The following is a 25,499-nucleotide window of genomic DNA, read 5'->3' as shown; positions in this document are numbered from 1 at the left end:
ACGTGGAGTGCGGGTGCCCGGCGGATCCGCGCCCTAACCGGCGCCGGCGTGGGACGTCAGCGCCTCCAGCAGACGGTCCGCGCCGTCCGGCAGCCGCCCTTCGCGGAACGTCTCGCGGGCCTGCCGCGCCGCCACCCGGCCCGAGGTCAGACACCAGTCCCACCACCGGTCGAGCCGCCGCCCGTCCACCTGTTCCGCCGGGAGCAGCGCCGGCCACCCGCAGGCCCGCGCCTGCGCCGTCACCTTCGCGCCGCCCGCCACCGGGTCGATCGCCAGCACCGGCGTGCCGACCCGCAGGGCGAGCACCAGCCCGTGCAGCCGGTCGGTGACGACCAGGTCGAGCCGCGCCAGCACCGACTGCACCTGCGCCGGTGTCGCGTTCAGGTGCCAGTCCCGGGTGTCGAGCCGCGTCTCCAGCTCCAGCCGCGCGCAGTCCTTGCCGGCCAGCCAGTGCGTCACCCGCTCGGCGACCTCCGCGTGCCGCCGCTGCGCCCCGTACTCGTGCTGCCCGTGGGTGAGGATCACCCCGACCACCGGCCGCGGCGGCACGGCGGGCGCGCGGGCCGCCAGGTCCTCGGTGGGCGCACGGCCGGGCGCGTCCCGGGCCAGTACCCGGTGGAACCCGGTGACCGCCGGCTCGTCCGGGTCGAGCACCGACGTCCCCACGGCGATCCGCACACAGTGCGCGAACCGCCGGTGCAGCTCCTCCACCTGCGGCCCGTGCAGCGGCCCGCACACGAACACGAGGTGCGAGTAGTCGTGGGGCGGTGCGTCGTCGAGGTGCAGCGCGTCCGGCCGGAAGCCGGGGCTCCAGGCGGTGTCGTACGGAGTGCCCGAACCGCGCAGGACCGTCTCGACCCGGTGCAGGGCCAGGACGTCCCCGGCGGTCGCCTCCCCGTCGCGGAAGCTGAACCACCCGGTCAGCAGGACCTTGCGCGGTGCTGTTCGGCTTTGCTTGTGCACGGCGCACCGAGTGCCCCTCCCGACCGGAGGGCAATCGGCACGCGCGAGATCGGGGTCAGGGGGTCAGCCGGCGTCGGGGTGCTGCGGCTCCTCGTGGCGCCGGCCGCCGCCCTCCTGCGGGCCGCCGCCGTCCTGCCGGGAACCGTCCTCGAACGGACGCGGGCCGGAGCCCTGCGGGCCGCCTCCCCGAGGGCCGGGGCCCTGAGGACCGGGCCCCTGAGGGCCGCCTCCCTGCGGGCCGCCTCCCTGAGACCCGGGAACCTGCGGTTGCCCGGGCCTGCGGGGCAGTCCGGACTCCTGCGGCGGCCGCCGGCCACCCTGCGCCTGCTCAGGCCCCTGCCCGTGCCCCTGGGGCTGCCCAGGCCCCTGCGGCATTCCCGGACCCTGACCCTGGCCCTGCGGCACACCCGGACCCTGCCCCTGCCCCTGCGGCAGTCCCGGCCCCTGCTGCTGCCGGGGTCCGCCCTGCGGCTGGCGCGGGCCGCTCTGGGGGTGGCGGGGGCCACCGGGCCCCTGCTGCTGGCGCGGGCCGTTCTGCGGCGGACGGGGACGGACGGTGCCCGCCAGCGCCTGGCGGACCTCGAACTGGGTCCGCTCGGCCACCTCGCGGACCTCGGCCACGACGTCACCGCGCTCGCGCACGAGTCTGTCGTAGACCGGGAGGTCGTCGGGGGAGGGGGCGGAGGAAGTCATGGGTCTTTCCTTCGTGGGGGGATGTCGTGCACCGGGGCCGGAGTCCGGCCCCAGATGTTCAGCGCCGCCGGACGGTCACGGCGTTACACTCCGCAGCGTTTTGCCCAGGAAAGAGAAAGCTGTCCTGAACAGGAAAGAGGACGGAATGCGGCCTACATCCTCGCTAGCGTGACCGCATGACGAAGTCGAAGCGGACCACCGCCGCCGCCCCGCCGTCGCCGCCCGTCCTCGGCCCCCGCGCGCTGAACCGGGCGACCCTGGCCCGGCAGCTCCTGCTGAGCCGCTCCCCGATGTCCGCGACGGCCGCCGTCGGGCACCTGGTCGGCCTCCAGGCGCAGAACGTCAAACCGCCCTACTACGCCCTCGCCGCCCGCCTCGACGGCTTCACCCCGGAGGCGCTGTCACGGCCCATGGCCGACCGCGAGGCGGTCCGCATCGTCACCATGCGCTCGACCATCCACACCCACACCGCCGACGACAGCCTCACCCTGCGGCCCTTGGTGCAGGCCGCCCGCGACCGGGAGCTGCAGCACTTCCGCGCCGGGCTCGCCGGTGTCGACCTGGACCGCCTCGCCGCCACGGCGCGCGCGCTCGTCGAGGAGGAGCCGCGCACCATGAAGGAGCTGCGCGAGGCCCTCCTGGAGGACTGGCCCGACGCCGACCCGCAGGCCCTCTCCGTCGCCGCCCGCTGCAAGCTGCCGCTGGTGCAGGTCACCCCGCGCGGGCTGTGGGGCCGCAGCGGCCAGGTCCGGCTGACCACCGCCGAGCACTGGCTGGGCCGGACCGCTGAACCCGCGCCGGCGCCGGACGCGACCGTGCTGCGCTACCTGGCCGCTTTCGGCCCCGCCTCCGTGAAGGACATGCAGACCTGGGCCGGACTCACCCGGCTCCGCGACGCCTTCGAGCGACTGCGGCCCCGGCTCGTCACCTTCCGGGACGAGAACGGCACCGAACTCTTCGACCTCCCCGACGCGCCCCGCCCGGACCCGGACATCCCGGCTCCGCCCCGCTTCCTGCCCGAGTTCGACAACCTGCTGCTCTCCCACGCCGACCGCACCCGCGTGGTGCCGCCCGAGCTGAAGGGCCGGCACTGGCAGGGGAACATCGCCTACCGCACCTTGCTGGTGGACGGCACGCTGGCGGGGCTGTGGCGCCTGGACGACGACGCCCTCGTGATCGAGCTCTTCGGGCGCCTGGACCGGGCTCGCTGGGCGGAGGTGACGGCGGAGGCGGAGCGGATGCTCGGCGTCCTGCACCCGGGGACGGCGTACGACATCCGCTCGGGGACGGTACGGGGGTGACGTCCGCCGGAAGACGCCGGAGGCATTGGATAGGGGGCGCTGCGGGCTGCTCGTGGAAGCCCGCAACGCCCCCTGGTCGTGACCTGAGGGTTGCTCAGGAAATCATGGGATCAGCCCCGGACGACGGCGGGGCGAACAGGGAGGGAAAGGAAGGAGACGGCGGCGGTCGCGGCGGCGATGGCGCGTCCGGGGGCGGACCGTCTGGTGCGGCTGAGCCCTCGCATGGGTCTCCTCCAGTTGCCGGTGGGGGGTCGCACGGGTGGGTTCGGGCATCGGGGGCGAGCCCCGATGTGCCCGAGCGATCGGCACGTGTCACACGCTAGGACCGGCCCCGGGACCGTCCCAATGAGGGAACCCCCTAGGGGGAGTTGGACAGGGAAAACCCTCGGTCGCCGGGGGCCGGACCAGCCGGTTTCCGGTCACGTCGGCCGATAGCGGCGCCCTCGGAAGGGTGTCACGAGCCCGTCGGGGCAGAGGCACGGCACCCGTTGCGGCGGAGGCACGGCGGCTGCGCGGCGTCCGTCGTGGCACGCGTCACGACCACCCGTGACCCGGGTACCTACGGCCCCCGGCGCCCCGCCGCGAGCCGCACGATGTCCACGCGGGAGCGTATGCCCAGTTTGCGGTAGACCCGGGTGAGCGTCGCCTCGACGGTCTTGACGCTGATGAACAGACGCCCGGCTATCTCCCGGTTGGTGGCACCCTCCATGACCAGCGCCGCGACCTGACGCTCCATCGAGGCCAGACCGTCCAGCGCGGCCGGTGTCGCCGGGGGCGCCGGGTCGGCCTCCGCCGGCCCCGCCGCCACGGCCTCGTCGACCTGTCGCAGCCACGGCAGCGCACGGCACCGCCGGAACAGCCGCGCCGCCTCGTCGTACCCGGCGGGCCCCGGGCCCCGGGAGCGCAGCCGGGCTCGCGCGAAGGCGGCCCGCGCCTCCTCCAGGCCGTAGCCCAGCTTGGCCAGGCGTTCCTGCGCCGACGTCAGCTGGGCCAGCGCGGCCTGGTGCTCGCCGCGCGCCGCGCGCACCAGCGCCTCCGCGCGGTCGAGCACCGCCAGCACGCTCGCGCGGTTCAGCCGCAGCGCGTGCACCCGGGTGACGTTGATCAGCTCCTGCGCCTCGCCGGGCTCGCCGATCCGCACCAGCGCCTCGGCGAGGTCGCCCTGCCAGCGGCCGCGCGCCGGGTCGATGATGCCCATGCCCTGCTCCAGCTCGCGCACCCGGCGCAGCGAGTGCACGGCGGCCTGCGCGTCCCCGGACACCAGCTGGGCGTACCCCAGGGCCGCCAGGGCGAGGGACAGGTAGAGCTGGTCGCCGTCCACCTCGGCGTGGTCGGCGGACTCGCGGGCCAGGGCGAGCGCCCGGTCCACGTCCCCGCCGGACGCCTCCGCGACGGAGGCGAGCATCGCGGACGCGCTCTCCCCGATGCCGGAGTCCCGGGCGAGGCGCAGGCTCTCCCCGGCCAGGTCGAGGGCGCGCCCGCAGTGCCCGAAGCGCAGCTCCGTGTCGGCGAGCAGCCGGGAGAAGTGCACCTCGCTCTCGACCATGCCGCGCCGCCGCGCCTCCCGCAGCAGCGCCGTGATGGCCGTACGGGCCTCGGGGAGCTGGTCGCTCATCAGCAGCCAGCGGAACCGGGCCATCGCCGCGCCGTTGTGGTGGCTGGCGACGTCGGGGTCCTGGGGCTCCTGGAGCGCACGCCGGATGGTGGCGGGGGCGTCCGGGTGGCCCATGAGGGTCTCGGTGGACGACTGGAAGGCGAGCGCCATCAGCTCGGTACGCCGGTCCCCGCCGCGGGCGGCCAGCGCGGCGGCGTGCGCGGCCTCCTGGCGGGACTTCGCGAAGTCGCCGTTGACGACGACCTCCCGCCAGGCGAGCTGGTAGTGGACCAGGGCGAGCAGCCGGGGGTCGTCGCCGGCGTCGGCCAGCACCTGCGGGAAGACGGCGTCGACCTCGCCGAGCGCCTGCCCGGCCGCCTCGATGACCACCATCCACGCCCGCACCCGCTCGGCCGGCACGGTCGCCCGGGTCAGCACCTCGCGGGCGATGTCGCGCGCCAGGTCGACCTCGCCGGCGGTGATGGCGTCCTCCGCGGCCTGGAGCCGCCGCTCGTCGGGGGCCGGTGTGGAGTCGGCGGGGGTGTGCCGGGCGGCGAGCAGTCCGAGGGACGCGGCGACCGACGGCGCGCCCCGGTCGCGGGCCATCGCGGCGGCCTCGGCCAGCCGGGCCGCGACCTCGGGGTCGGGTCCGGTGGCGGCGAGCGCCAGGTGCCGGGCGCGTTCGATCGGGTCGGAGGCCGCGGTGGACAGCGCGGTGTGGGCGGCGCGCCGCTCCTGGGCGGGGGCCTCCGCATAGAGGGCGGCGGAGATCAGCGGGTGCGTGAAGCGCAGCGCCGGGTCCTCGGGGTCGGTGATGAGCAGTCCGAGGGAGGTCGCCTGGGCGGTCTCGGCCTCCGCGTTGTCCCGTCCGGCCGCGTGCAGCAGGGCCAGGGTGGGGCGGGCGCCGGCGCTGGCCACCAGCAGGGTGCGGCGGGCCTCGTCGGACAGCATCTCCAGGCGGCTGAGGACCAGCGCCCGCAGCGAGGTCGGCACCGGCAGCGGCTCGCCGGGCCGGGGCCGGGTGGGGCTCTCCGCGAGGGCGCGGCCGAGCTCCAGGGCGAACAGCGGGTTGCCGCCGCTGGTGCGATGAATGTCACGGACGGTCGAGCGGGACAGGGAGGTGTAGCCGCGGTGGTCGAGCAGCGCGGACACCTCGGTGCGGGTGAACGGGCCCAGCCGCACGGCCAGCGTGTCCGGCGGGCAGGCGCGCAGATGACGGTCGTACTCCTCGCCCTCCGTGCGCACCGCGCACAGCATGCGCACCGGGCTGTCGCCCAGGCGGCGGGCGGCGAAGCCGAGCAGTTCCGCGCTGGCCGGGTCGAGCCACTGGAGGTCGTCGGCGACGACGAGGACGGGGCCCTCGGCGGACAGCGCGCGCAGCGTGGACAGCACCGCCAGCCGCAGCGCCAGGCCGTCCCGCTGGAGGGTGGACTCGCCGCGGCCGGTGAGCGCCGACTCCAGGGCGGTGCGCTGGGCGGCGGGCAGCCGGGGGGCCACCTCGTCCAGCACCAGACCGAACAGGTCGGCCAGCGCGAGGAACGGAAGATGGGATTCGGACTCCGTGGCCGAGCAGCGCAACACACGCGAGGTCGCCGCGGCGTTTTCCGCCGCAAGTGCCCGAAGCACGGTCGATTTACCTATTCCGGCGGGGCCGTGCAGGAGCACGCTGCCGCCGCGCGCGAGCTGCGCCCTGGCGTCGGCGAACAGCTCCTCCCGGCCGATGACCAGGTCGGGGCGGTACCTGGCAGGCTCCTTGTCGTCCCGTCGCACGGTCACCGCTCCCCTCCGTGTGGCGTGTCCTGGCCAATATTAGGCAACAGGGTCCTCAATTCCGGCGGACGGTGTAGTGAGGTGAATGACAACGTTCCGATCAACTGCTAATCAATGGTGTACTCGTGCTATTGGCGTCCGTGGGAGAACACCGCAAATCTACGGCAACCACCCGGCCCTGCGGGCGGCGACCACCGCCTCGCCCCGGGTCCGGGCCCCCAGCTTCCGCATCGCGGACCGCAGATACGCCTTGACCGTTTCGGCCGTCAGCCCCAGCCGTGCGGCCGCCGCACCGTTCGTCGCCCCCGCCGCGACCCAGGCCAGCACGTCCACCTCCCGGGGCGCGAGCCGCACCGCGCCGGACGGCGCCTCCCGCGCGGTGAGCAGGGCGCACGCGTCCAGCAGCTGCGCCCGCAGCGCCGGGTCGGCGATGCGCGGGGCCAGCGCCCGCAGCGCCGCGTGCGCCTCCCGCACCCGCTCCCGCTCGGCGCCCGCACCGGGCTCCCGCCACGAGTCCGCGCCCGGCTCCGGCGCCGGGTCGGTCACCGCCAGCAGCTCCGCCGCCTCCTCCCGCACCAGCAGCGCCTGCTCCACGTCCCGCGCCACCTGCACCGCCTCCCCGAGCGTGCGGTCGCCGAGCGGCCGTGCGGTGCGCAGCGCCCCGTACAGCACCGCCCGCACCCGCCGCCGTACGACGACCGGCACGGCCACCACGGAGCGCAGGCCCTCGGCGGCGACCGGGGCGTCGTACTCGTGGCTGATTTGCCGGGAGACGGAGTAGTCCGTCACCGCGCACGGCCGGGCGAGCGCCACGGCCTTGCCGCCGAGGCCGTTGCCCGGGGTCACCGCGAGCGAGCTGAGCGCCGGGGTGGCGGTGCCGCTCAGCTCGCTGATCCGCACGTGCCGGCGTCCCGGCTCCACCAGCCCGCCGAACGCGACCGGCAGTCCCGTCGCGCGCCGCAGCCGGGCCAGCGCGCCCCGGATCTCCACCGCCTCGCCCGTCCTCGTCGGGTCTGCCGTCACCTGTTCGCCCCTTCACCGCGGCCCGTTGCGGGCGCACACCCCCGTTCGGGGGTAGTGAGACCTGCATCACGGATTACACGATGGCGGTGAGCCGCCCGGCAAGGTCCGGCACCGAGGAGGACGCATGACGACGGCGACGGAGCAGTTCCGCAGGGCCCGGGACTTCCTGCTGGAACACCGTGAGGACTACGCCACCGCCTACCGGGACTTCGTCTGGCCCCGGCCCGAGCGCTTCAACTGGGCCCTCGACTGGTTCGACGCGATCGCCGACGGCAACGACCGCACGGCCCTGCACCTGGTCGAGGAGGACGGCGGAGAGACACGCCTGTCCTTCGCCGAGCTGGCCCGCCGCTCCGACCGGGTCGCGAACTGGCTGCGCGGCCGGGGTGTGGGCGCCGAGGACCGGGTGCTGGTGATGCTCGGCAACCAGGCCGAACTGTGGGAGACCGCCCTGGCCGCGATGAAGCTGCGCGCCGTGGTCATCCCCGCCACACCGCTGCTCGGCCCCGCCGACCTGCGCGACCGCGTCGACCGGGGCCGGGTCCGCCATGTGGTCGCCCGCTCCGCCGACGCCGCGAAGTTCGACGAGGTGCCCGGGGCCTACACGCGCATCGCGGTGGGGGAGGAGCCCGGCGGGGACTGGCTGCCGTACGCCGACGCGTACGCCGCACCCGACCGGTTCACCCCCGACGGGCCGACCCTCGCCGACGACCCGCTGATGCTGTACTTCACCTCGGGCACCACCGCACGCCCCAAGCTGGTCGAGCACACCCACACCTCGTACCCGGTCGGGCACCTGGCGACCATGTACTGGATCGGCCTGCGCCCCGGCGACGTGCACCTCAACATCTCCTCGCCCGGCTGGGCCAAGCACGCCTGGTCCAACCTCTTCGCCCCGTGGAACGCCGAGGCGACCGTCTTCCTGCACAACTACACCCGCTTCGACGCGCCCCGCCTGCTGGCCGAGATGGACAAGGCGGGCGTCACCACCTTCTGCGCCCCGCCGACCGTGTGGCGCATGCTCATCCAGTCCGACCTGGGCCGGCTGCGCACCCCGCCCCGCGAGGTCGTCGCCGCGGGCGAGCCCCTCAACCCGGAGGTCATCGAACAGGTGCGACGCGTCTGGGGCGTCACCATCCGGGACGGCTTCGGGCAGACCGAGACCGCCGTGCAGGTGTCCAACAGCCCCGGCCAGGTCCTCAAGACCGGTTCCATGGGCCGCCCCAGCCCCGGCTACCGCGTCGAGCTCCTCGACCCGGTCTCCGGCGCGCCCGGCGCCGCCGAGGGCGAGATCGCGCTCGACCTGTCCGAGCGGCCCGTCGGCCTGATGACCGGCTACCACGGCGACCCGGAGCGCACGGCGGAGGCGATGGCCGGCGGCTACTACCGCACCGGCGACATCGGCTCCCGGGACGAGGACGGCTACATCACCTACGTCGGGCGCGCGGACGACGTGTTCAAGGCGTCCGACTACAAGATCTCCCCGTTCGAGCTGGAGAGCGCGCTGCTGGAGCACGAGGCGGTCGCCGAGGCGGCCGTGGTGCCCGCGCCGGACGAGCTGCGGCTGGCCGTGCCGAAGGCGTACGTCGTGCTGGCCGACGGCTGGGAGCCCGGCCCCGACACGGCGAAGGTCCTCTTCGAGCACTCCCGCGAGGTGCTCGCCCCCTACAAGCGCATCCGCCGCCTGGAGTTCGGTGAGCTGCCCAAGACCGTCTCCGGCAAGATCCGCCGCATCGAACTGCGCGAGGCGACGGCGGCCGGCTCGAACGCCGAGTACCGCGAGGAGGACTTCCGGTGACCGCACTCTCCTACAGCCACGGCACCGGCTCGACGCCCCTGCTCGGCGACACCGTCGGCGCCAACCTGGACCGTGCCGTCGCCGCCTGGCCGGACCGCGAGGCCCTGGTCGACGTGGAGTCGGGCCGACGCTGGACCTACACCGAATTCGCCGAGCGCGTCGACGAGTTGGCGTCCGCGTTGCTCAACTCCGGCGTGACGAAGGGCGACCGGGTGGGCATCTGGGCGGTCAACTGCCCCGAGTGGGTGTTCACGCAGTACGCCACCGCCCGCATCGGCGCCGTCATGGTGAACATCAACCCGGCCTACCGCACCCACGAGGTGGAGTACGTCCTCAGGCAGTCCGGCATCCGGCTGCTCATCGCCTCCCTCGGCCACCGGACCAGCGACTACCGGGCCATGGCGGAGGAGGTCCGCGGGAGGTGCCCCGAGCTGCGGGAGGTCGTGTACATCGGCGACCCGAGCTGGGACGCCCTGACCGCCCGTGCCACCCCGGACCCGGTGTGGCCGGAGCTGTCCTGCGACGACCCCGTCAACATCCAGTACACCTCGGGCACCACCGGCTTCCCCAAGGGCGCCACCCTCTCCCACCACAACATCCTCAACAACGGCTACTTCGTGGGGGAGCTGATCGCCTACAGCGAGCAGGACCGGGTGTGCATCCCGGTGCCGTTCTACCACTGCTTCGGCATGGTCATGGGCAACCTCGCGGCCACCTCGCACGGCGCCTGCATGGTCATCCCCGCCCCTTCCTTCGACCCGGCTGCCACCCTGCGCGCGGTCCAGCAGGAGCGCTGCACCTCGCTGTACGGGGTGCCGACGATGTTCATCGCCGAGCTGAACCTGCCCGACTTCGCGTCCTACGACCTCACCTCGCTGCGCACCGGCATCATGGCCGGCTCGCCGTGCCCGGTGGAGGTGATGAAGCGGGTGGTCGCCGAGATGCACATGGAGCAGGTCTCCATCTGCTACGGCATGACGGAGACCTCCCCGGTGTCCCTCCAGACCCGCATGGAGGACGACCTGGAGCACCGCACCGGCACCGTCGGACGGGTCCTGCCGCACATCGAGGTGAAGATCGTCGACCCGGCCACCGGCGTCACCGTCCCGCGCGGCACGTCCGGCGAGCTGTGCACCCGGGGCTACAGCGTGATGCTCGGCTACTGGGGCGAGCCGGAGAAGACCGCCGAGGCGATCGACCGGGGCCGCTGGATGCACACCGGTGACCTGGCGATGATGCGGGACGACGGCTACGTGGAGATCGTCGGCCGCATCAAGGACATGATCATCCGAGGCGGCGAGAACATCTACCCGCGTGAGATCGAGGAGTTCCTCCACGCCCACCCGAAGGTCGCGGACGTCCAGGTCGTCGGCGTCCCGCACGAACGCTACGGCGAGGAGGTCCTGGCCTGCGTCATCCCCCGCGACCCGGCCGACCCGCTCACCCTGGCCGAGCTGAAGGCGTACTGCGACGGCCGCCTGGCCCACTACAAGATCCCGAGCCGCCTGGAACTCCTGGAGAACTTCCCGATGACTGTCTCGGGGAAGGTGCGCAAGATCGAGCTGCGCGAGAGGTACGCGACCGGCTGAGCCCCGCTCGCACCGTGCTCCCGCTCCTCGCACCGTGCTCCCGCTCCTCGCGCCGGTGCCGCTCCTCGCGCCGGTGCCGCTCCTCGCGCCGTAGGATTTGTGCATGTCGGAGCTCAATCTGCGGCGTCTGCGCTACTTCGTGGCCGTCGCCGACACGCTCAGTTTCAGCCGGGCGGCGCAGGAGCTGCACATTGCCCAGCCCGTGCTCAGCCGGCAGATCGCGCTGCTCGAACGAGAGCTCGGTGTGGTCCTGTTCGACCGCTCGACGCGGGGCACCGACCTGACCCACGCGGGCCGGTCCATCGCGGAGGACGGACGGCAACTGCTGCGGTCGGCCGGTGCCCTGGAACGACGTGCCCGTCAGGCCGCCCAGGGGACCGAGCGGCTGGCCATCGGTTTCATGCCGGGCTTGCTGGTCACGCCCATCGTGCAGGGTCTGCGGCAGTGGCGCGCCGGCATCCGGATCGACCTCGTCCGCACGGGCTGGCACGACCAGGTGGAGACGATCCTCGACGGCCGTGTAGACCTCGGTCTGGTGCGCCTTCCCGTTCCGCACCGGGGTCTCCAGGTCGAGCCGCTGTTCCAGGAGGAGCGGATCGTCGTCCTGTCCGCCTCGCATCCCCTCGCCGCCGCCGAGGATCCGAGCCTGTACGACCTGGCCGAGTACGACCTCCTCCAGTCCCCGGACGCGGCTCCCGAGTGGCGTGAGGCCCGGCTCGCACGCGGTCTGCCGGTGCCGGCCGGGGGCGACCACCCGCATGAGGTGGAGATCAAGCTGGAGCGGGTGGCCGCTTCGTCCGGGGTGGCGTTCCTCCCGGTGTCGACGGCCCGGTTCTACACCCGGACCGACGTCGTCGCCCGTCCGGTGGCGGGGCTGGCGCCGAGCGCTGTCGGCGTGGCCTGGACCGCCGGGCGCGACTCGGCCGCACTGAACCGCGCGATCGCGCTCGCTCATACCCTGCGGGCATCACTGACGACGGAAAGGGTCTTGGACGCGGCGGCGGTCCCGGACGGACCCTGAACGCATGACCATCAACTCTTCCTCCCGCATCGTCGTCCTCGGTGGAACCAGCGGCATCGGCCTCGCCGTCGCCCGGCGCGCCGCCGAAGCCGGAGCGACGGTGACCATCGCGTCGAGCCGGGCCGCGTCCGTCGAGCGCGCCCTCGCGCAGCTTCCCGCCGGTGTCGTGGGGCGGGCCGTGGACGCGAGCTCCGGCGACGCGGTCGCGGCCCTCTTCGACGAGATCGGCACGTTCGACCACCTCGCCTACACGGCCGGCGAGAATCTCACCGGCCTTCCGCTCACCGACTACACGGTCGACCGGGCGAGCGCGTTCTTCGCCCTTCGCCTGTTCCACGCCCTCGAGGCCGTCCGGCTGGCCGTACCGCATCTCGCACCGGGCGGGTCCGTCACCCTCACCAGCGGCACGGCGGCCTTCAAGGGCGGCCCCGGATGGACCCTTGGGGCCGCGGTCTGCGGCGCGGTGGTGTCCGCCGCCCGCAGTCTCGCCGTGGAACTGGCGCCGGTGCGGGTGAACGCCGTGGCGCCGGGGGTCGTGCGCTCGCCGCTGTGGTCCGGGATGAGCGAGGCGGACCGGGAGCACATGTACGCCGGTCTCGCCGCGTCCCTGCCGCTGGGCCGTGTGGCCGAGCCGGACGACGCGGCCAAGGCGTTCCTCGCCCTCATGGACCAGGACTACGTGACCGGCACGGTGTCGGTCGTCGACGGCGGCACCCTCGCCGCCTGAGACCGGACGACGTCCGGGACGACTCCCTCCCGGGTGCCGGGCATGCGGCGATCAGGAGCCCACCGTCCGGCGGAAGACCTGCCGGGAGCCGCCCTCCGGCCCCGGAGCGGCGGGTTCGGCGGGGGTGAAGCCGAGCCGTTCGTAGAAGACGCGGGCGCCGCTGACCTCGGCACCGGGGTGGTCCGGCCCGAAGGTGACCACCTCGAGCTCGCCGGGGCCGCGCACCCAGCGGCGTACCGCCTCCTCCATCAGCGCGCGTCCGACGCCCGTGCCGCGGGCCCGGTGGGAGACGACGAGCCAGTGCACGTGGTACGTCGGCGCCTCGGCCCCGAAGAGCAGCCCGCCGAGGAGTCCCGGCCCCGAGGAGGGGGCGACCAGCGCCCTGGACGCGGCGATGTGCTCACGCACCGCGTCGTGGAAACCGGGCTCGTCGACCATGGGCCCGAACCACTGCTCCACCTGCGCCGCCAGGCCGAGGAATCCGGGAAGGTCGTGCGCGCGTGCCGGCCTGATCGTCATCGGGACGGGCCTCCGGACGTCGTCTCGCCGCGCGGCAGCTCGAGCCGCATGCACACGCGCGGCCACCGGTCGAGGCCGTGGGCGGTCTCCTCGGCGCGGATCCGCCGCAGCCCCGGGGTGAGCTCGGGTTCGCTCAGGGTGCGGAAGCCCAGGCGTGCGTAGTACGGGGCGTTCCACGGAACCTCGGTGAAGGTCGTCAGGGTGAGGGCGGGCAGGCCCTCCTCGCGGGCCCGGTGCGCGGCGTGGGCGAGCAGGGTGCGGCCCATGCCGCGGCGGGCAGCGTCCGGGTGGACGGACACCTGCTCCACGTGCAGCGCGCCGTCCACCGGCTCGGCGATCAGATATGCGAGGGGCCGGCCGTGTCCTTCGCCCGCCGCGACCCAGCAGCGGCCGGACGTCCGGTAGCGCTCCAGCACCTCCAGGGCGGGCGGCTCGTCGTCGGCGATCTCCGCCATGCCCAGGTCGCGGAACGGCGCGCCGGCCGCCCGTTCGAGGTCCTGGAGCGCGGGCAGTTCGGCGGGGGCGGCGGGACGGATGCGCATCCGACGAGTATCGGGCCCACCCGGTGCGCGCGTCGCCGGAGTTTCAGGACGCGTCCGCGTCCAGCGCCATCGCCGGGGCGTTCTCGGGGCGGGCGGCGCCCGACGGTTCGAGGACGAACAGCGGGACGTCCAGGGCGTCGGCGCGGGCGCGGGCCTCGGCGCTGTAGCCGGAGAGGGAGAAGTACAGGCAGGCCGCGGACTCCGTCATGGCGGTCAGCCACAGGCACTCCACGTCCCGCGGGGTCGCCCGCCGCGCCGACGGGTCGAGCTGGGCCAGCACACCCCGGCCGGCCAGTCCGATGCCGGACGTCGGCCGCTGGTCGGCGCGCCGGATGTCGTCGTGGCCGAGGCGGCGCAGATACAGCACGGCGGCCGTGACCGCGTCGCGCGCCGTGCGGATCGGCACGGTGGGGGCGGCGGGCCGCGACGGCCCTCCGGCGGCCGGCGCCTGGGGCCGCTCCCCCGTGACCGGGATGCGCAGCACCGTCCCGCAGGGGCAGCCCAGTTCGGGGTGCGGCCACTCGCCGCGCGTGCCGCAGCTGCCGCAGCGCACGGTCACCCATTCCTCGCGCCAGGAGCGCTCCCCGACGGCGGCCGGCACCCTGTCCGGGTCCAGCGGTGCGGCGACGGGCGCACCGCAGGCGCACGGGTACGCCGGGGCCGTGTAGCGGTGCGAGCGCCGACAGGCGGGACAACGCACCGGGAGGCTCTCGGACATGAAGCGACTCCGTTGTTCTCGAGGCGGGTCCATCGTCCTCCTCCTGCCCGCCGGTGTCCCGTACTTGCGGCTCTCTTGACGGCCTCCGCCCGCCGCTTCTACATTCATTCCAGATAGCAGAAACAGTTTTCCGCAATACGGAATAACGGAAGCGGCTCACCGCGGGGCGCGACGGGCGTGCGAATCCGAGAAGCCGAAGCAGGAGTACTCCATGGCTCGAATGACGGCTGCCCGCGCGGCGGTCGAGATCCTCAAGCGTGAGGGCGTCGGCGTCGCGTTCGGTGTCCCCGGCGCGGCGATCAACCCGTTCTACGCGGCGCTCAAGGCGTCCGGCGGCATCAGCCACACCCTCGCCCGCCATGTCGAGGGCGCCTCCCACATGGCCGAGGGCTACACCCGCACCCACCCCGGCAACATCGGCGTGTGCGTCGGCACGTCCGGTCCGGCCGGCACCGACATGATCACCGGCCTGTACTCGGCGTCCGGCGACTCCATCCCGATCCTCTGCATCACCGGGCAGGCGCCGACCGCGGTGATCCACAAGGAGGACTTCCAGGCCGTCGACATCGCGGCCATCGCCCGGCCGGTCACCAAGATGGCGGTGACCGTGCTGGAGGCGGCTCAGGTGCCCGGTGTCTTCCAGCAGGCGTTCCACCTGATGCGCTCCGGCCGTCCCGGGCCCGTGCTGATCGACCTGCCGATCGACGTGCAGCTGACGGAGATCGAGTTCGACCCCGACACGTACGAGCCGCTGCCCGTCTTCAAGCCCGCCGCGACCCGCGCGCAGATCGAGAAGGCGCTCGGCATGCTGAACGCCGCCGAGCGGCCGCTGATCGTCGCGGGCGGCGGAGTCGTCAACGCCGACGCGGCCGCCCTGCTGGTGCGGTTCGCGGAGCTGACCGGCACGCCCGTCGTGCCGACGCTGATGGGCTGGGGCGTCATCCCCGACGACCACGAACTCAACGCCGGCATGGTCGGGTTGCAGACCTCGCACCGCTACGGCAACGCCACGTTCCTGGAGTCCGACTTCGTCCTCGGCATCGGCAACCGCTGGGCCAACCGCCACACCGGGCGCCTCGACGTCTACACCGCAGGCCGCACCTTCGTGCACGTCGACGTCGAACCGACCCAGATCGGCCGCATCTTCGCCCCCGACTACGGCATCGCCTCCGACGCGCGCGCCGCGCTGGAGCTGTTCGTCGAGGTCGCCGAGGAGATGCGGGCGGAGGGCCGCCTCCCCGACCGCACGGCCTGGGCGGCCTCCGCGCAGGAACGGCGCGCCACGTTGCAGCGCCGTACGCACTTCGACGACGTGCCGATGAAACCGCAGCGGGTCTACGAGGAGATGAACAAGGCGTTCGGACCCGAGACGCGGTACGTCACCACCATCGGCCTCTCCCAGATCGCGGGCGCGCAGATGCTGCACGTCTACCGGCCGCGCCACTGGATCAACTGCGGCCAGGCGGGCCCCCTCGGCTGGACCGTCCCGGCGGCGCTGGGCGTGGCCAAGGCCGACCCGGAGGCCCAGGTCGTCGCCCTCTCCGGCGACTACGACTTCCAGTTCATGATCGAGGAGCTGGCCGTCGGCGCACAGCACCGCATCCCGTACGTCCACGTCCTCGTCAACAACGCCTACCTGGGCCTGATCCGCCAGGCCCAGCGCGCCTTCGAGATCGACTTCCAGGTCAACCTGGAGTTCGAGAACATCAACACGCCCGAACTGGGCGTCTACGGCGTCGACCACGTCAAGGTCGCGGAAGGCCTGGGCTGCAAGGCGATCCGCGTCACCGACCCAGGTGAACTGGGCGCGGCCTTCGAGCAGGCGAAGAAGCTCGCGGCGGAACACCGCGTCCCGGTGATCGTGGAGGCGATCCTGGAACGCGTCACGAACATCGCGATGTCGACGACGAACGACATCAGCAACGTGGTCGAGTTCGAACCGGTCGCGACGGAACCGGGCCACGCACCGACGGCGGTCCGGCCGCTGAAGGTGTGACCACAGCGGTGGCAGGGGCGGGGTGGCGGGGCACCCCGCCCCTGCCGCCCCGTCGCGTCCGCGTCAGCTCACCGCCGCCCCTGCCACCACCCCGTCGCGTCGGCTCACCGCCGCGCCGGGCGCCAGGATCGGACCGGAGGCCGCGCAGAAGTCTTCGAGGGGGCCGGGCTCAGTTCCCCCCTCCGCCTCCACAACCCCCTCCGCCCCCGCAACCACCGCCACTCCCACCCCCGCAGAACCCGCCGCCGCAGTAGTGGGGCCCTGTGTAGGCGCCGCTGGAGCCGCCGGAAGCCGGGATGAAGTGGCGCAGGGCGCGCTTGTGGCGGAGGCGGATGCGGGGGGTGAGGCCCGCGCGGACGGCGAAGCGGGGGACGGCGGCGCGGAGGGCCGCCCGGCCGTGCAGGGCTACGGCCAGCAGCGCGACCTCGTCGGAGAGGCCGTCCCGGCTCGACGGGACGGGATACGCGGCGCGCAGCACGTGCAGGCGCCGGCGTGCCGCCCGCGTCGTACCCAGCAGCGGCGGCGGACTCACGAGGCCCGTGTCGGCCATCCCGGCCTTCAGCGTGTCCACCGCCCACCGGACGTCCGGGTCGCGCAGCAACTCCCGTACTTCGCACGGCCGGTGCAGCCGTTGGTGCACAGCGCTCTCCAGGTAAGGCACCCGCAGCTCAGCCTGGACGTCGAGGTCTTCGTCCGGTGGCGGCAGCGGCGGCAGCGCGCGCCCCGCCTCGTTGTCGACGGCCACGAGCCTGCCCCGTGAGGCCGGCTCGACCGCGCCGCGCAGGTGCAGGGCGACGACGGCCACCACGACGGCGGCGCGCGGGCCCGCGGCCAGCAGGGCGAGTTCGTGCGGCGCTTCCCGTACGCGTTCGGCGTCGGCCATGACAGGACACCCCCTCGGAACAGGGGCCCGCCGCCCCGGTGCCGACGGGCCCCGTGTGCGGGGATGGTTCCGCGCGCGGGGCCCGCCGAAGCCTCGGTAGGCCGTGTTCAGAGGTTCATCTGAGGGTGCCGTAGCCGCCCTACGGACATTGCCGTACGGCGCCGCCTGCCGACGTTGCGGTACGCCCGCGTCTCACGCCTCGTGGTGTTCGTGCAGTCCCGGCCAGTCGTCCGGGCCGCCGCCCTGCCACTCGATGAAGTCGGCGTCCTCGACGTCGGTGACGTACAGGTCGGCCAGGCGCAGGATCTCACCCACGTCGTCGGTGTGCGTGGCGACGCCCAGCGTCGCGTCGTCGGAGGTGACCCGCCGGGAGCCGTCCAGGGCGGGCGCGTGGACCACGATGTGCGGATGCTCCGTCGGATGTGCCATGCCCCCAGGCTGCTGCGGTCCGGGCGGATCCGCACGCCGGGAGGACGGTGGGCCAGGGGCCGCGGCGGCGGCGACGGCCGCGGGCGTCTCCCCTCAGGTCGTAGGAGACGGACCGCGGCGTTCACCACCGCACTGGCTCGCACGCCGCCGCGGCGCCCTCGCCCCGCCCGCATCCCGCGGACGCCGTACGGCCACCCCTCATCCGGGCCGTACGGCGTCGCGGTGCGGGCCGTGGGTTCCGGGCGGCGCCGCCGCCTTGGGCGCGACGGGACTGATGTCGGCGCTGGCGCCGCCCGGGGTCTCAGGGATGCGGCAGGGATCAGACCTGCGCGCCGGACAGCCGCTCGACGGCCCGCAACAGCGCGGAGTGGTCGAGCCCGCCGTCGCCCTGGGCGCGCAGGCTCGCCACCAGCTGGGCGACCACGGCGCCGACGGGCAGCGCGGCGCCCACGGTGCGGGCGGCGTCGGTGACGATGCCCATGTCCTTGTGGTGCAGGTCGACGCGGAAGCCCGGCTTGAAGTCCCGGCCCAGGAAGTTGTCCTTCTTGCGGGCCAGCACGGTCGAGCCGGCCAGCCCGCCGCCCAGGACGTCGAGCGCGGCCGCGAGGTCGACGCCGGACTTCTCCAGGAAGACCACGGCCTCCGCACAGGCCTGGATGTTCACGGCCACGATCAGCTGGTTGGCGGCCTTCACCGTCTGCCCGGAGCCGTGCGGACCGCACCTCACGATCGTCTTCCCCAGCGCCTCGAACAGCGGTTTCGCCTCGTCGAAGTCGGCCTGGTCGCCGCCCACCATGATGGACAGCACCGCCTCGACCGCCCCGGCCTCACCGCCGGACACGGGCGCGTCGAGCACCCGGACGCCCTTGTCCTTCGCGGCGGCGGCCAGGTCGACGGAGGTCTGCGGGGTGATCGAGGACATGTCGATCAGCAGGGCGCCGCGCCGGGCGTTCTCCAGGATGCCGTCGGGGCCGTACGCGACGGCCTCGACCTGCGGGGAGGCGGGGACCATCGTGACGATCACGTCGGCGTCCCGCACCGCCTCGGCGACGGAGGAGGCCGCGGTGCCGCCGGCGGCGGCCAGCCGGTCCAGCTTGTCCCGCTCCAGGGTGTAGCCGGTGACGTCGTAGCCCGCCTTGACCAGGTTCTCGGACATGGGGGAGCCCATGATGCCGAGACCGATCCAGGCGACCTTGGGAAGGGTGCTCATGAGGGTGCCTCTCGGTACGACTCGGTACGTGCAGATACGTCAGTGCGTCAGCGGGCCTCGCGCGGCAGCCAGTCGAAGGCCTCCGCGCTCGGGCCGTCGCCCGGCTTGTACTCCAGGCCGACCCGGCCGTCGTAACCGGCCTTGCGCAGCCGGTCCAGCAGCTCCTCCAGCGGGAGCGACCCGGTGCCGGGCGCCCCGCGTCCGGGGCTGTCGGCGATCTGCACGTGCCCGGTCCGGTCGGCGTACCGGTCGATGACCGCCGGCAGGTCCTCGCCGTTCATGGCCAGGTGGTACAGGTCCATCAGGAAGCGCGCGTTGTCCAGTCCCGTGGCCGCGTTGACCCGGTCGGCGACGCCGACGGCGGCCGGCGCCGACACCAGCGGGTAGTGCGGCGACTCGGGCCGGTTCAGCGCCTCGATCAGCAGCACGGCGCCGATCCGGTCGGCGGCCCGCGCGGCGAGGACGAGGTTCTCCAGGGCGAGCGCGTCCTGCTCGGCCGGGTCCACGCCGTCCACCCGGTTGCCGTACAGCGCGTTCAGCGCGCGGCAGCCGAGCGACTCGGCGAAACCGGCCGCGACCTCGACGTTCGCCCGGAACCGGTCCGATTCCTCGCCCGGCACGGACAGGGCGCCCCGGTCGGGTCCCGGCAGTCGCCCGGCGTAGAAGTTGAGGCCGGTGAGCCGTACCCCCGCGTCCTCGATCGCCCTGCGCAGCGCGTCCAGCTCGGACCGCGGCGGCACGGGCGAGTCGACCCACGGCCACCACAGCTCGACCGAGCCGAAACCGGCCTCGGCGGCGGCCGCCGGGCGGTCGAGGAGCGGGCGCTCGGTGAAGAGGATCGACAGGTTGACGGTGAAGCGCTGGTCGGCGAATCCCATCGGGCCGCGCTCCCTTCGCAATCGTGTTTTCCGTATGACGGAATAAGCTTTCTGCTTACTGGAAGATTGCCCGTGCGGGTGAAGGGCTGTCAAGAGGTCGGTAGGTTGGCCCCGTGCGATTGCGAGTGGAGTTCACGACCGAGCCCTTCGACCTCGACGAGGCGCCCGAGCACGCCGTCGTGGCGCGCGAGGTCATCGAGACGGCCGACCTGGACGAGGTGGACGTCGGGCCGTTCGGCAACACCGCCGAGGGCGGCGCCGACGCGGTGCTGGCCGCCGTGGACGCCATGCTGCGCCGCACCCTGACCGCCGGTGCCACCCGCGTCTCCCTCCAGATCAACGTGGTCGAGGAGGGCGGCCGGTGAGCGGGACCGGTCAGGGCGCCTTCATCGCGGCCGTGAAGCCACTGGTCGACGCGATGGGCGGGGAGATGATCCCGCCGGACGAGGCCGGCCCCGACGACGTGGTGCTCTCCTGGGAGGGCGCCGCCGCCGTCGCCGTACGGCTGCCGCAGCTCGCGGACTCCCTCGACCACATCCTGGCCGCGCTGGAACGCCGCAGAGGTGTCCCGCTGGCGGAGCTGGACCGCAAGGCGAAGCAGGAGATCGTGCGCAGCCTGGAGGCGCGCGGGGCGTTCGCCGTGCGGCACGGGGTGGAGACGGTGGCGAGCGCGCTCGGTGTCAGCCGCTTCACCGTCTACAACTACCTCAACCGCGAGAAGGACGCCTGAGGTGAGGCGCCCTCACGGAGCCCGGCCCGGACGCCTCACTCAAACGTCACACGGATTTTTCAACAAACTGTTGACGCCCGGTGCGTGACGGCGTTCACTGTCGGCACGCCCGTTCGCAGCACACGGCCGTTCGCGGCCACGGAGGCTCCCGTGACGTCGACAGCAACGCCCCCGGGCCTGGCCCGGTTCAACGCCCTGGAGGAGCAGGCGGCGCACACCGCACTCCTCGAGGTCTGCGCCTCCGGTGGCTGGACCCGGCGGCTGCTCGCCGCCCGCCCGTACGCAGACCCCGAGGCCCTGTACGCGGAGAGCGACGCCGCGACGGCCGCGCTCACCGAGGCCGACCTGGCCGAGGCGATGGCCGGGCACCCGCCGATAGGCCGTCCCGAGCCCGGGGACCCCACCTCGGCGCGTGAACAGCGCGGCATGGCCGGGGCCACGGACGAGCTCCGGGCCGAGATGCTGGAGCTGAACCTCGCCTACCAGGAGAAGTTCGGCCACGTGTTCCTGATCTGCGCGACCGGCCGCACCGCCGAGGAGATGCGGGACGCCGTGCGCGACCGCCTCGGCAACCCGCCGGAGAGGGAACACGAGATCGTCCGCACCGAACTGGGGAAGATCAACCGCATCCGGCTGACCCGACTCGTCGAAGAGGACTGACGTCGCATGAGCACCGACACCACCGCCTCCGTGTCCACGCACATCCTGGACACCAGCGTGGGCCGCCCCGCCGGGGGCGTCGCCGTACGCCTCTCCGCCCGCCCCGGCCGGCAGGCCGCCTGGCGGGAGCTCGGAGGGTCCGCGACCGACGCGGACGGGCGGTGCAAGGACCTGCCGGCCCTGCCGGAGGGAACCACCCATGTACGGCTCGACTTCGAGGTGGAGCCGTACTTCGAGAAGAAGGCCGAGGCTCAGCAGGACGCCCCCGCGCATCGGGACAGCGGTGCCGTGTTCTTCCCCGAGGTGGCGATCACCTTCGCCGTCACGGCCGGCGAGCACTACCACGTACCGCTGCTGCTCAACCCGTTCGGCTACTCCGTTTACCGAGGGAGCTAGCACCCATGCCCACGATCCTGGGACAGAACCAGTACGGCAAGGCCGAGAACCGAGTCGTCAAGATCACGCGGGACGGCGCCACCCACCACATCAAGGACCTCAACGTCTCCGTCGCCCTCTCCGGCGACATGGACGACGTCCACTACAACGGCTCCAACGCCAACGTCCTGCCGACCGACACCACCAAGAACACGGTGTACGCGTTCGCCAAGGAACACGGCATCGAGTCGGCCGAGCAGTTCGGCGTCCACCTCGCCCGCCACTTCGTCACCTCGCAGGAGCCCATCCACCGGGCGCGCATCCGCATCGAGGAGTACTCCTGGGAGCGCATCGAGGCCTCCGGCGAGGCCAGGCACTCCTTCGTCCGCAAGGGCCAGGAGACCCGCCTCACCCAGGTCACCTACGACGGCGCGAGCTGGGAGGTCGTCTCCGGCCTGAAGGACCTCACGGTCATGAACTCCACCGACTCCGAGTTCTGGGGCTACGTCAAGGACCGCTACACCACCCTCAAGGAGGCCTACGACCGGATCCTCGCCACCTCGGTCTCCGCCCGCTGGCGGTTCAACTGGACCGACGACGCGCAGGAGATGCCCGACTGGGACGCCTCGTACGCCCGGGTCAAGCAGCACATGCTGCGGGCCTTCGCCGAGACGTACTCCCTCTCGCTCCAGCAGACGCTGTACCAGATGGGTTCCCGCGTCGTCGAGGAGTGCGCCGAGGTCGACGAGATCCGCTTCTCCCTCCCCAACAGCCACCACTTCCTGGTCGACCTGGAGCCGTTCGGCCTGAAGAACGACACCCCCGACGGAGCGGTGTACTTCGCCTCCGACCGCCCCTACGGCCTGATCGAGGCCACGGTCCTCAGGGACGGCTGCGAGCCGCGGATCCCGGTGGACTCCACCAACCTCTGACCGCACCCCCACATCGGCACCCGTGGCCGGGTACCCGCGCCCCGCACCCGCCCGGCCACGGCACTCAAAACCCCAGGGTCCTGCCGTGCCCTCTCCCCGTACGCGAAAAGGACGCACCATGGCAGCAGACCGGCGCACCGTCATCGAGAACTGCGCGATCGCCACCGTCGACGCGAACGACACCGAGCACGCCACCGGACACCTCGTCCTCGCCGGCGACCGCATCGAGTCGCTCGGCCCCGGCCCGGCCCCCGACGGCCTGGCGGACGTCGCCCGCCGGATCGACGCCACCGGCCATCTCGCGACCCCCGGCCTGGTCAACACCCACCACCACTTCTACCAGTGGCTCACCCGGGGCCTGGCCACCGACCACAACCTCTTCGACTGGCTCGTCGCCCTCTACCCGACCTGGGCGCGCATCGACGAGACGATGGTCCACGCGGCGGCCCAGGGGTCCCTCGCGATGATGGCGCGCGGCGGAGTCACCACCGCCATGGACCACCACTACGTCTTCCCGCGCGGCTCCGGCGACCTGTCCGAGGCGATCATCACCGCAGCCCGCGACATGGGCGTCCGCTTCACCCTCGCCCGGGGCTCCATGGACCGCGGCGAGTCGGACGGCGGACTGCCCCCGGACTTCGCGGTGGAGACCCTCGACGACGCGCTCGCCGCCACCGAGGAGACGGTACGCCGCCACCACGACACCTCGCCCGGCGCGATGACCCAGGTCGCCGTCGCCCCCTGCTCCCCGTTCTCCGTCTCCACCGAACTCATGCGCCAGGGCGCCGAACTGGCCCGCCGCCTCGGTGTACGGCTGCACACCCACGGCTCGGAGACCGTGGAGGAGGAGAAGTTCTGCCACGAGCTGTTCGGCATGGGCCCCACCGACTACTTCGAGTCCACCGGCTGGCTCGGCGACGACGTGTGGATGGCCCACTGCGTCCACATGAACGACTCGGACATCGCCGCGTTCGCCCGTACCGGCACCGGCGTCGCCCACTGCCCGTCCTCCAACGCCCGCCTCGCCGCCGGCATCGCCCGCGTCCCCGACATGCTCACGGCCGGCGTCCCTGTCGGCCTCGGCGTGGACGGCACCGCGTCCAACGAGTCCGGGGAGCTCCACACCGAGCTGCGCAACGCCCTGCTGATCAACCGCCTCGGCGCCCACCGCGAGAAGGCCCTCACCGCACGCCAGGCGCTCCGTCTCGGCACCCACGGCGGGGCACGCGTGCTGGGCAGGGCGGACGAGATCGGCTCCCTGGAGCCGGGCAAGCTCGCCGACCTGGTGCTCTGGCGCATGGACACCCTCGCCCACGCCTCCGTCGCCGACCCGGTCACCGCCCTGGTGTTCGGCGCCGCCGCCCCGGTCACCGCGTCCTTCGTGAACGGCCGTCAGATCGTCGAGAACAACCGGCTCCTCACCGCCGACGAGGACGCCGTCGCCCGCACCACCCGCGCCGAGGCGCGGCGCCTCGCCCGCATCGCCGGGCACGCCTGACCCCCGTACGTCTCCGGGCCGGGAGGGACGGCTCCCGGCCCGGAGACCGCGGACCCGTACGGGATCCGCGGAGGCCGTCTCCGGGGCGTGCCCAGGCGCGCCCCGGGAACGGCGCACACCCCCGCTCCACCGGACGTCACCGTCCCTCCCCACGCTCGGCCGCACTCGAGCGGGAGGTACCCACGCCCGCCCGCACCTCCCTGACAACCACGCCGGCCCCGGCGTGCAACCGACCGGAGGAACACCGCAGTGGCCGACCATCCCGTAGACGAGAAGCTCCCCGCGCCGAAGATGGCGACGTCCGGCCTGCAGCACGTGGCCGCCATGTACGCGGGCGTCGTCGCCCCGCCCCTGATCGTCGGCGCGGCCGTCGGTCTCACCCCCGCCGAACTGACCTTCCTCACCGGCGCCTGCCTGTTCACCGCGGGCCTCGCCACGTTCCTCCAGACCGTCGGCGTCTGGAAGATCGGCGCCCGGCTGCCGTTCGTCAACGGCGTCACCTTCGCCGGCGTCGCCCCCATGACCGCGATCGTCGCCTCCACCGACGACAAGAAGGACGCCCTGCCGATCATCTTCGGTGCGGTCATCGTCGCCGGACTGCTCGGCTTCCTCGCCGCGCCCTTCTTCAGCAAGGCCGTCCGCTTCTTCCCGCCCGTGGTCACCGGCACCGTGATCACCCTGATAGGCGTCTCCCTGCTGCCCGTCGCCTTCGGCTGGGCACAGGGAGCGAGCCCCGACGCGGACGACTACGGCTCGGCCGTCAATCTGGGCCTCGCCGCGATCACCCTCCTCATCGTGCTGCTGCTGCGCCGCTTCACCCGCGGCTTCGTCAAGCAGATCGCCGTACTGCTCGGCATGGTCGCCGGCACCCTGATCGCCGTCCCGTTCGGTGTCACCGACTTCTCCCCGGTCGCCGAGGCGGACCTGGTCGGCTTCCCCACGCCGTTCCACTTCGGCGCCCCGCAGTTCCAGCTCGCCGCGATCATCTCGCTGTGCGTGGTGATGGTCGTGTCGATGACCGAGTCGACCGCCGACATGCTGGCCCTCGGCGAGATCGTCGAGCGCCCCGCGGACGAGAGGACCATCGCGGCCGGGCTGCGCGCCGACACGCTCGGGTCGGCGCTCGCCCCGCTGTTCAACGGCTTCATGTGCAGCGCGTTCGCCCAGAACATCGGCCTCGTCGCGATGACGCGGATCCGCAGCCGGTTCGTCGTCGCCACCGGCGGCGGCTTCCTCGTCCTCATGGGCCTGTGTCCGGTCGCAGCCTCGCTCATCGCCGTCGTACCGCGCCCGGTGCTCGGCGGCGCCGGGGTGGTCCTCTTCGGGTCGGTCGCCGCCAGCGGCATCCAGACCCTCGCCAAGGCGGGCCTGGACAAGGACAACAACGTCCTCGTCGTCGCCGTGTCCCTCGCCGTCGGCGTCATCCCGATCAGCGCGCCCGAGTTCTACCACGCGTTCCCGGAGACGGCCCGCATCGTCCTGGACTCCGGCATCTCCACCGGCTGCGTCGTCGCGGTCCTGCTCAACCTCGTCTTCAACCACCTGGGCCGGGGCGGCCGTGAGGCCGCCGACGTCACCCACCCGATGGAGACGGGCGAGGACCTCGCCGCCTCCACGGGCAAGGCGCCGGCGGCCTCCTGACGGCCCGGC

Annotated in this window: 24 protein-coding genes; 13 read left to right on the top strand and 11 right to left on the bottom strand. The window is 73.4% G+C overall.

Features of this window, described 5'->3' with window-relative positions; translation table 11 throughout:
• Positions 1–33 precede the first annotated feature (33 nt).
• On the bottom strand, positions 34–963 hold the full coding sequence (locus tag ACF1AG_RS06755; protein ID WP_359602351.1) for a polysaccharide pyruvyl transferase family protein: 930 nt from the start codon (positions 961–963) through the stop codon (positions 34–36).
• A 63-nt stretch (positions 964–1,026) separates the two neighbouring features.
• Positions 1,027–1,656 (bottom strand): hypothetical protein, encoded by a 630-nt coding sequence (locus ACF1AG_RS06750; RefSeq protein ID WP_391809402.1) that lies wholly within the window; start codon positions 1,654–1,656, stop codon positions 1,027–1,029.
• A gap of 176 nt (positions 1,657–1,832) precedes the next feature.
• Between ACF1AG_RS06750 and ACF1AG_RS06745 the strand changes: the two genes are divergently transcribed.
• Positions 1,833–2,957 carry a winged helix DNA-binding domain-containing protein gene (locus ACF1AG_RS06745; RefSeq protein ID WP_359602355.1) on the top strand — a complete coding sequence of 375 codons (1,125 nt, stop codon included), beginning with the start codon at positions 1,833–1,835 and terminating at the stop codon, positions 2,955–2,957.
• Between the two features lie 559 nt (positions 2,958–3,516).
• On the opposite strand, the gene ACF1AG_RS06740 is transcribed toward ACF1AG_RS06745, so the two are convergent.
• Together ACF1AG_RS06740 and ACF1AG_RS06735 are read right to left on the bottom strand one after the other, a co-directional pair.
• Entirely contained in the window at positions 3,517–6,327 is a 2,811-nt protein-coding gene (locus tag ACF1AG_RS06740) for an AAA family ATPase (protein ID WP_359602357.1), read from the bottom strand.
• 153 nt (positions 6,328–6,480) lie between these two features.
• Positions 6,481–7,344, bottom strand: coding sequence for a LuxR C-terminal-related transcriptional regulator (locus ACF1AG_RS06735; protein WP_387795367.1), 864 nt, complete (start codon positions 7,342–7,344; stop codon positions 6,481–6,483).
• A gap of 124 nt (positions 7,345–7,468) precedes the next feature.
• On the opposite strand from ACF1AG_RS06735, the gene ACF1AG_RS06730 reads away from it, so the two are divergent.
• The 4 genes from ACF1AG_RS06730 to ACF1AG_RS06715 all read left to right on the top strand — a co-directional run bounded on the left by ACF1AG_RS06730 (position 7,469) and on the right by ACF1AG_RS06715 (position 12,479).
• Positions 7,469–9,142 (top strand): AMP-binding protein, encoded by a 1,674-nt coding sequence (locus ACF1AG_RS06730; RefSeq protein WP_387795365.1) that lies wholly within the window; start codon positions 7,469–7,471, stop codon positions 9,140–9,142.
• Entirely contained in the window at positions 9,139–10,731 is a 1,593-nt protein-coding gene (locus tag ACF1AG_RS06725; RefSeq protein WP_391809401.1) for an AMP-binding protein, read from the top strand. The genes ACF1AG_RS06730 and ACF1AG_RS06725 overlap by 4 nt, the downstream gene beginning before the upstream one ends.
• A gap of 103 nt (positions 10,732–10,834) precedes the next feature.
• Positions 10,835–11,752, top strand: a complete 918-nt coding sequence (locus ACF1AG_RS06720) for a LysR family transcriptional regulator (RefSeq protein ID WP_391809400.1) — start codon at positions 10,835–10,837, stop codon at positions 11,750–11,752.
• 4 nt (positions 11,753–11,756) lie between these two features.
• The gene (locus ACF1AG_RS06715) at positions 11,757–12,479 is read left to right on the top strand and encodes an SDR family oxidoreductase (RefSeq protein ID WP_359602365.1); all 723 of its coding nucleotides are present in this window, start codon (positions 11,757–11,759) and stop codon (positions 12,477–12,479) included.
• Positions 12,480–12,530: 51 nt separating this feature from the next.
• On the opposite strand, the gene ACF1AG_RS06710 is transcribed toward ACF1AG_RS06715, so the two are convergent.
• Genes ACF1AG_RS06710 through ACF1AG_RS06700 form a run of 3 tightly spaced genes read right to left on the bottom strand, consistent with a single transcriptional unit; the run spans position 12,531 to position 14,258 of the window.
• Complete coding sequence (locus tag ACF1AG_RS06710) at positions 12,531–12,998, bottom strand: GNAT family N-acetyltransferase (protein WP_387795359.1); 468 nt, start codon at positions 12,996–12,998, stop codon at positions 12,531–12,533.
• Complete coding sequence (locus ACF1AG_RS06705; RefSeq protein ID WP_387795358.1) at positions 12,995–13,540, bottom strand: GNAT family N-acetyltransferase; 546 nt, start codon at positions 13,538–13,540, stop codon at positions 12,995–12,997. Before ACF1AG_RS06705 ends, ACF1AG_RS06710 begins: the two co-directional genes overlap by 4 nt.
• 43 nt (positions 13,541–13,583) lie before the next feature.
• Positions 13,584–14,258 (bottom strand): hypothetical protein, encoded by a 675-nt coding sequence (locus ACF1AG_RS06700; RefSeq protein WP_391809399.1) that lies wholly within the window; start codon positions 14,256–14,258, stop codon positions 13,584–13,586.
• A gap of 211 nt (positions 14,259–14,469) precedes the next feature.
• On the opposite strand from ACF1AG_RS06700, the gene gcl reads away from it, so the two are divergent.
• On the top strand, positions 14,470–16,254 hold the full coding sequence (gene gcl, locus ACF1AG_RS06695) for a glyoxylate carboligase (RefSeq protein ID WP_391809398.1): 1,785 nt from the start codon (positions 14,470–14,472) through the stop codon (positions 16,252–16,254).
• Positions 16,255–16,423: 169 nt separating this feature from the next.
• Here the strand turns inward: gcl and ACF1AG_RS06690 are convergent, their stop codons facing one another.
• The 4 genes from ACF1AG_RS06690 to ACF1AG_RS06675 form a co-directional block, all read right to left on the bottom strand.
• A complete protein-coding gene (locus ACF1AG_RS06690; protein ID WP_391809397.1) occupies positions 16,424–17,137 on the bottom strand; it encodes a TIGR04222 domain-containing membrane protein in 714 nt (237 codons plus the stop codon).
• A gap of 192 nt (positions 17,138–17,329) precedes the next feature.
• A complete protein-coding gene (locus tag ACF1AG_RS06685; RefSeq protein ID WP_163077696.1) occupies positions 17,330–17,566 on the bottom strand; it encodes a hypothetical protein in 237 nt (78 codons plus the stop codon).
• A gap of 319 nt (positions 17,567–17,885) precedes the next feature.
• Complete coding sequence (locus ACF1AG_RS06680) at positions 17,886–18,776, bottom strand: 2-hydroxy-3-oxopropionate reductase (protein WP_391809396.1); 891 nt, start codon at positions 18,774–18,776, stop codon at positions 17,886–17,888.
• A gap of 47 nt (positions 18,777–18,823) precedes the next feature.
• A complete protein-coding gene (locus ACF1AG_RS06675; RefSeq protein ID WP_391809395.1) occupies positions 18,824–19,654 on the bottom strand; it encodes a TIM barrel protein in 831 nt (276 codons plus the stop codon).
• A 113-nt stretch (positions 19,655–19,767) separates the two neighbouring features.
• Between ACF1AG_RS06675 and ACF1AG_RS06670 the strand changes: the two genes are divergently transcribed.
• The 7 genes from ACF1AG_RS06670 (at position 19,768) to ACF1AG_RS06640 (ending at position 25,490) form a co-directional block, all read left to right on the top strand.
• Positions 19,768–20,019 carry a thiamine-binding protein gene (locus ACF1AG_RS06670; RefSeq protein ID WP_359607786.1) on the top strand — a complete coding sequence of 84 codons (252 nt, stop codon included), beginning with the start codon at positions 19,768–19,770 and terminating at the stop codon, positions 20,017–20,019.
• Complete coding sequence (locus ACF1AG_RS06665) at positions 20,016–20,384, top strand: helix-turn-helix domain-containing protein (protein ID WP_359607788.1); 369 nt, start codon at positions 20,016–20,018, stop codon at positions 20,382–20,384. Before ACF1AG_RS06670 ends, ACF1AG_RS06665 begins: the two co-directional genes overlap by 4 nt.
• 150 nt (positions 20,385–20,534) lie before the next feature.
• Positions 20,535–21,044 carry a 2-oxo-4-hydroxy-4-carboxy-5-ureidoimidazoline decarboxylase gene (gene uraD / locus ACF1AG_RS06660; protein WP_359607790.1) on the top strand — a complete coding sequence of 170 codons (510 nt, stop codon included), beginning with the start codon at positions 20,535–20,537 and terminating at the stop codon, positions 21,042–21,044.
• A gap of 6 nt (positions 21,045–21,050) precedes the next feature.
• Positions 21,051–21,440: a hydroxyisourate hydrolase gene (gene uraH / locus ACF1AG_RS06655; protein ID WP_359607792.1), complete on the top strand. Its 390-nt coding sequence runs from the start codon at positions 21,051–21,053 to the stop codon at positions 21,438–21,440.
• A gap of 5 nt (positions 21,441–21,445) precedes the next feature.
• Complete coding sequence (gene pucL / locus ACF1AG_RS06650) at positions 21,446–22,351, top strand: factor-independent urate hydroxylase (RefSeq protein WP_387795351.1); 906 nt, start codon at positions 21,446–21,448, stop codon at positions 22,349–22,351.
• Between the two features lie 118 nt (positions 22,352–22,469).
• Positions 22,470–23,849 (top strand): 8-oxoguanine deaminase, encoded by a 1,380-nt coding sequence (locus ACF1AG_RS06645; RefSeq protein ID WP_387795349.1) that lies wholly within the window; start codon positions 22,470–22,472, stop codon positions 23,847–23,849.
• Positions 23,850–24,098: 249 nt separating this feature from the next.
• Entirely contained in the window at positions 24,099–25,490 is a 1,392-nt protein-coding gene (locus ACF1AG_RS06640) for a nucleobase:cation symporter-2 family protein (RefSeq protein ID WP_359599556.1), read from the top strand.
• The last annotated feature ends 9 nt before the right edge of the window (positions 25,491–25,499 follow it).

Source organism: Streptomyces sp. NPDC014764 (assembly GCF_043082785.1).
GTDB lineage: Bacteria > Actinomycetota > Actinomycetes > Streptomycetales > Streptomycetaceae > Streptomyces > Streptomyces althioticus.
The sequence above is the reverse complement of the archived record's forward strand: the minus strand, read 5'-3'. Positions and strand labels throughout refer to the sequence as shown.